Raw genomic sequence first — 5,154 nt, forward strand, 5'->3', positions numbered from 1 at the left:
CGTCATCCGCCTCAACGGCCGCAACTACTCCGGCGGCCACTACGCCACGATCGTCGGCTACCGCGCGGGCGGCAACGAGTTCGCCGTGTCCGACCCCGCCTACGCGGGTGGCGGCCTGCACTGGCTGAGCGCCTCGAACGTCTCGTCGGGCATCAAGCTCCGCCGGTACGTCGCCTGAGGTCCTCGGGCTGATCGACGTCCGCGCCGTCCGCCACGTCAGCGCACTCGACGTGGCGGACGGTGTTCGCGCGCAGGTAGCCCCGGGCGCCCTGGTCGCCGGCCGCCGACGCCATGACGCCCGCGAAGTGGTCCGACCCGATCAGCACGGGATGCCCGACCTCACCGGCCCAGTCGGCGCGCTGGGGAATGCGGACACCAATACAGCTCCCGCTGGGTAGGCGGACCTACCCAGTTACTTCACGAACTCTTCGCCGCGCAGGTGACACGCAAGCCGATTCTCTTGTGGGGACAGTGTTCTCCGGACTGTCATCGAGGACGTGACGGAGGTCGTCGGGATCGTGGTGGTCACGGCTCGTGCTCGGCCTGAGGTCGTGTCGTGTCCGGTCTGCGGTGCCGAGACAGCGAAAGTGCACGGGTATCACCACCGGACGGTGAAGGATGTGCCGGTCGATGGCCGCCAGGTCGCCGTCCGCATGCGCGTGCGGCGGCTGGTCTGCCCCGCTCGTAACTGCTTACGGCAGACATTCCGGGAACAGATTCCCGGCCTGCTGCAACGCCATCCGCGCCGCGCGGTGCGGCTGGTCCGGCAGATCTCCCAGGTGGCGCGAAAACTAGGTGGCCGGGCGGCGGCGGCACGTTTGGCCGGCCTACTCGCCATACCCGTGTCCCGTAGCTCTGCGTTACGCCGTCTGCGGCGCCTGCCGCTGCCCGAACTGACGGTGCCGAGGGTGATCGGCGTGTACGACTTCGCCCCGCGCCGCCGCTACCGCTACGATCATCGATGCCGAGACCGGCCGGCGTGTCGCGGTCTTGCCCGGTCGCGACGCGGCCACCCTGGAGTCGTGGCTGCGCGAGCACCCCGCTGTCGAGGTGGTATGCAGGGACGGCTCGGTCACCTGCGCCGAAGCAGTCCGCCGAGACCTGCCCGACGCGGTGCAGGTCAGCGATCGAAGGCACCTGTGGCGCAATCTCTGCGACAAGGTTCTGCTCGAGGTCCGCGCGCACGCCGGATGCTGGGCCACCGTCAACCCGCCCCGGCGGCGTTCACGAGCAGACCACTCGCGAACGCTGGAACAAGATCCACGATCTACTCGGCCACGGGGTCGGTCTGCTCGACTGCGCCCGCCGCCTCAACCTGGCCCTGAACTCCGTCAAACGCTACGCCCGCATGCCCGAACCCCAGGTTCTGCGCATCACCGCCCCACCCTGGTCGACCCTTACCGTGACCACCTGCGCGCCCGCCGCGCAGCCGACCCCGCGGTTCCCGTCACCCGGGCTGCTCACAGAGATCCGCGAACTGGGCTACACCGGCAGCGCCAACCTGCTGGTCCGCTACCTCAACCAGGGCCGAGCCGACGGCGACCGCCCCGTCACGCCAGCCGCCTCCTACTCACCACACCCGGCAACCTGCACCCGAACGACACACCGCTGCTGCAGAAGATCACCGCTTCCTGCCCCGAGATGACCGCACCCGCCAGCCTGATACGCGGCTTAGCCGCACTACTGACTCCGGCTGAGGGCAACGGACGTAAAGCTCACCGAGTGGATCACGCAGGCCCGCTCCGGTCGATCTGCCACATATACGCAGCCTCACCAACGGCATCGAAATCAACCGGTCCGCTGTGGACAGTGCCGTCACCCTGCTCTACCACAACGGACGAACCGAAGGCGTCAACATCCGCACCAAGAGAATCATGAGACAGATGCACGGACGCGCAGGACTCGACCTTCTCCGCCACCGCATCCATCTGCCCTGACAGCCACTCCACGTCACCACCGACTACGAGCCAGAGCCAAACGAACGGTGTAACTCCCGATCATGGAAGTACCTGATGACCGACATGATGTCCGGCGTGGAGAAACGCCGAGGACTCGAAGCCCGCGGACCGGTATGGACGAGCAGCGCGAAGGCCAGTGGGCTGAAGCTGACCGGTGAGGGCGGGGTGCTCCAGCAACTGACCAAGCTGGTGCTGGAGTCCGCTCTCGAGGGCGAGATCACTGATCACCTCGGCTCTGACAAGCACGACCCGGCTGACCGCAGGATCGGCAACTCACGTAACCGTGCTCACCGACGTCGGCCCGGTCGAGATCGACGTGCCCGTGACTGCGACGCCAGCTTCGAGCCCAAGAACCCGCTCGGCCGCGGCGGTGGACACCACGTCGCCACCGGTCAGCATCCGGCGCAAGCCAGTGAAGCAGGCCGCGTTCGTGTCCGCCATGAGGTGGAATGGCCCTGCGGTCAGCCACAGGGCGGTGATCCCGTGGTCCGCCACCACGCGTGTGACGTCCAGTTTCGCTGGCGGGAGCGATTACGACCTCCCCGCCGGTCGGCAGCGGCAGCCACAGCTCGAAGGTGTAGGCGTCGAACGCATGCGGCGAGTGCAGCAGCATTCGCCGCAGCGACCTGTCACGCCAGCGCCGGTCGAACATCAGTTCTACCATGCATCTGTGAGTGATCACGATTCCCTTGGGGGAATCGGTCGAGCGGAGGTGTACATGACGTATGCGGGCTGTCCCGGGTCCATGACGACGATAAGGTGGCTTCGAACTTGAGCGCCTGGAGTGCGAGCAGTTTCCAGTGCCCGGTGAGCTCACGGCACAGCTCTACCGCTCACGGACTTCCGTGGCGCGGATCAGCGAGCGTGCGGGAAGTGAGATTCAGCAACACGTAGAGGATGTTGATGTAGTCGAACAGCCTGCGCGCGGCTCGCGTGGCAGCTTCGCAGCTCTGTACGAAGAAGTCCGGCTTGAGCTGTCGGTACGCCGCTGCCACGTCACGGTGCGCCACCTGTGAGGTGAACCGCCCGCACCTACCTGGTGATGTCGGTGCGCGCCGCGGACGGACTTGCCGCCAATATCACGTCGAAAATCCCATGTGATCGTAGGTCTCTGTGGCAATCCGGTCGGTGACGGCCGACCCGACCTGGTCGAACGTCTCACCGTGCAGCCGTGCCAGCCGGTCAGACCGACGGTGTAGCAGTTGTTTGCGGGCTTCGGGACCGCTTCAGGATCATCGGCTCGCCACCGCGTCCGCTTCGGCCTCGGCCGCGGTGGGATCGACGAGGTGGTTCTCGCGGTCGCGGATCGCCTTACGGATCCGCCAGAAGAACACGGCGCCGATGACCGCCTCGAAGACCGACCCGACGAACCACGAGAGCGGGAGGAAGTCCGGGTCGCCCGAGTTGGCCACCGAGATCCACAGTATGATCGGCAGGCTCATACCCCACACGAACATCAGCCTGGCGACGAACGAGAATCGGGTAAGCCCGAAACTCTCCAGCACTGCAGAGCCGACCATGGAAAACAGAAAGGTCAGCGAGTAAGTCCACAACGTCGCGCTGGTGGCGACCGCGACGTCCACAATGCGCTGGTCGGCGTCGTGCAGCCCGAAGGGCATCAGCAACAGCTTCGGCGTGACCAGCTGGAAGAACGAGATGACCACGATGTAGCAACCGGCTATCAGCAGGGTGACCGTAATGATACCCCGGATGCGGTTGTAGTCACCTGCGCCGATGGCGTTGCCGCATAGCACCGAGCATCCGACACCGAGCCCGATGATCGGGATGATGGCTAGATAGTTGATCGATAGGATGACGTTGTTCGCGGCTAACGCTACGGTGCCGAGCACCGCCGCGATCCACACGAACGCGGTCTGCCCGAGTACCTCGATGGCCGCCGACCCGCCGGCGGCGACGCCTCGGCGCAGCCGGAACCGGATGCGTCCCGCGACCGTCCGCCGTCCGTCCGTCATCAGCTGGCTGAAGCCCGCGAAGAAGCCCTTCGGCAGGAAGACCAGGTAGCCGATCATCATCACCAGCGTGCCGATCAGCGTACCGATCGCCGAACCCGCCATGCCCAGCTCCGGCAGGCCGAACCTGCCAAACACGAGACCGACGGTGAACACGGCGTCAACGGCCTGACCCGCCAGGCCAACCAAGAACGGAACGGTCGTCTTACCGATGCCGTTGAAGTACGACGCCAGCGAGATGTTGAGCACCATGACGGCGCCGAACCGGGCCGCCCATACCAGGTACGCCGCCTCCAGTGGAACGAGGTGCGCAGGCTGGCCACCGATCTGCGGGATCGTCGCAATGAGGGGCGCCAGCAGGAAGAGTACGACGCCCAGGCCGGCGCCTAGCACCATGCCGAGTGCGGCCTCGTGACGCGCCTCGCTGTCGCCGTCCTTGCCGAAGGCCAGGGCCACGCTGGACCGTGAGATCGCCGCGATACCGGTGAAGAAGGTGATGACGGCGACGGCGGTGAAGACCGCAGGGCCCGAGGCCTGCAGCGTGTCAGGGGAGTAGCGCGCCAGCGTGATCCGGTCGACCAACATCATCACGAGATTGCCCACCATGCCGCCCATCAGCGGCAACGACACCTTCGCGATGGCACGCGCGGTGGTGGACGTCGTGGGCCGGGTCATCCGATCAGCTCCAGCTGTGAGGCGACCGCCGCAAGGATACGCGAGATCAGCAGGTCCAGATCTTATCCCGACGTGTGTGTGCAAGACACGTCAGCAGCAGCTGTTCGACGCCGAATGCGACGTAGGCTGAATGTGGCATGGTGCGCCCGTCAGCGGACGCGATAGAACGGGTCGCGGTGCAGGTTGCGCGACCCCACTGCCACCGGGGTGCCGCCGATCCACGGGATCCGCTCCTCCGTGACCCCGAACGCGAGCTGCACCTTGCGGGTGATCTCGGACCGCTCGCCGTACAACACGTCGCTGGCGCGCTCCACCGTAGCGACCGTAACGTCGGCCGTTGGCTCGCGCAGAAACGCCGCACCTCGCTCGAACATCACCTCGCACTGATGGAGCACCTCGTCGCCGTCGCCGACCAGCACGAGCTTGCTATTCAGGCCCTGTCCGGAACAGCCAGGGCCGTCGCTCCGGCCGGTGGAGGGACTGTAAACGAGCGGTGTAACTCCCGATCATGGAAGTGCACCTGATGACCGACATGGTGTCCGGCGTGGAGA

4 protein-coding genes and 2 pseudogenes are annotated in these 5,154 nt (G+C 66.2%); 3 read left to right on the top strand and 3 right to left on the bottom strand.

Annotated elements, in window-relative coordinates; genetic code table 11:
• Window positions 1–4: 4 nt before the first annotated feature.
• Window positions 5–178, top strand: coding sequence for a hypothetical protein (locus IEY88_RS45815; RefSeq protein WP_505744039.1), 174 nt, complete (start codon window positions 5–7; stop codon window positions 176–178).
• Here the strand turns inward: IEY88_RS45815 and IEY88_RS43805 are convergent.
• Window positions 153–326: a glycosyltransferase family protein gene (locus tag IEY88_RS43805; RefSeq protein ID WP_189160798.1), complete on the bottom strand. Its 174-nt coding sequence runs from the start codon at window positions 324–326 to the stop codon at window positions 153–155. The two genes, IEY88_RS45815 and IEY88_RS43805, sit on opposite strands and share 26 nt — an antisense overlap.
• Before the next feature lie 162 nt (window positions 327–488).
• On the opposite strand from IEY88_RS43805, the pseudogene IEY88_RS43810 reads away from it, so the two are divergent.
• Together IEY88_RS43810 and IEY88_RS45765 are read left to right on the top strand one after the other, a co-directional pair.
• Window positions 489–1,937 (top strand): annotated as a pseudogene (locus tag IEY88_RS43810) (ISL3 family transposase).
• A gap of 87 nt (window positions 1,938–2,024) precedes the next feature.
• Window positions 2,025–2,309: pseudogene (locus IEY88_RS45765) on the top strand (transposase); the annotation flags it as partial.
• Window positions 2,310–3,190: 881 nt separating this feature from the next.
• Here the strand turns inward: IEY88_RS45765 and IEY88_RS43820 are convergent.
• Entirely contained in the window at window positions 3,191–4,603 is a 1,413-nt protein-coding gene (locus IEY88_RS43820) for an MATE family efflux transporter (protein WP_189160800.1), read from the bottom strand.
• Window positions 4,604–4,752: 149 nt separating this feature from the next.
• On the bottom strand, window positions 4,753–5,022 hold the full coding sequence (locus IEY88_RS43825; RefSeq protein ID WP_189160801.1) for a hypothetical protein: 270 nt from the start codon (window positions 5,020–5,022) through the stop codon (window positions 4,753–4,755).
• Window positions 5,023–5,154 lie beyond the last annotated feature (132 nt).

Source organism: Lentzea pudingi (assembly GCF_014646255.1).
Lineage (GTDB): Bacteria > Actinomycetota > Actinomycetes > Mycobacteriales > Pseudonocardiaceae > Lentzea > Lentzea pudingi.

What these genes read in the sequence shown, in the direction of transcription:
- IEY88_RS43820 (WP_189160800.1), bottom strand. Translation starts at nt 4,603, where the DNA reads ATGACCCGGCCCACGACGTCCACCACCGCGCGTGCCATCGCGAAGGTG.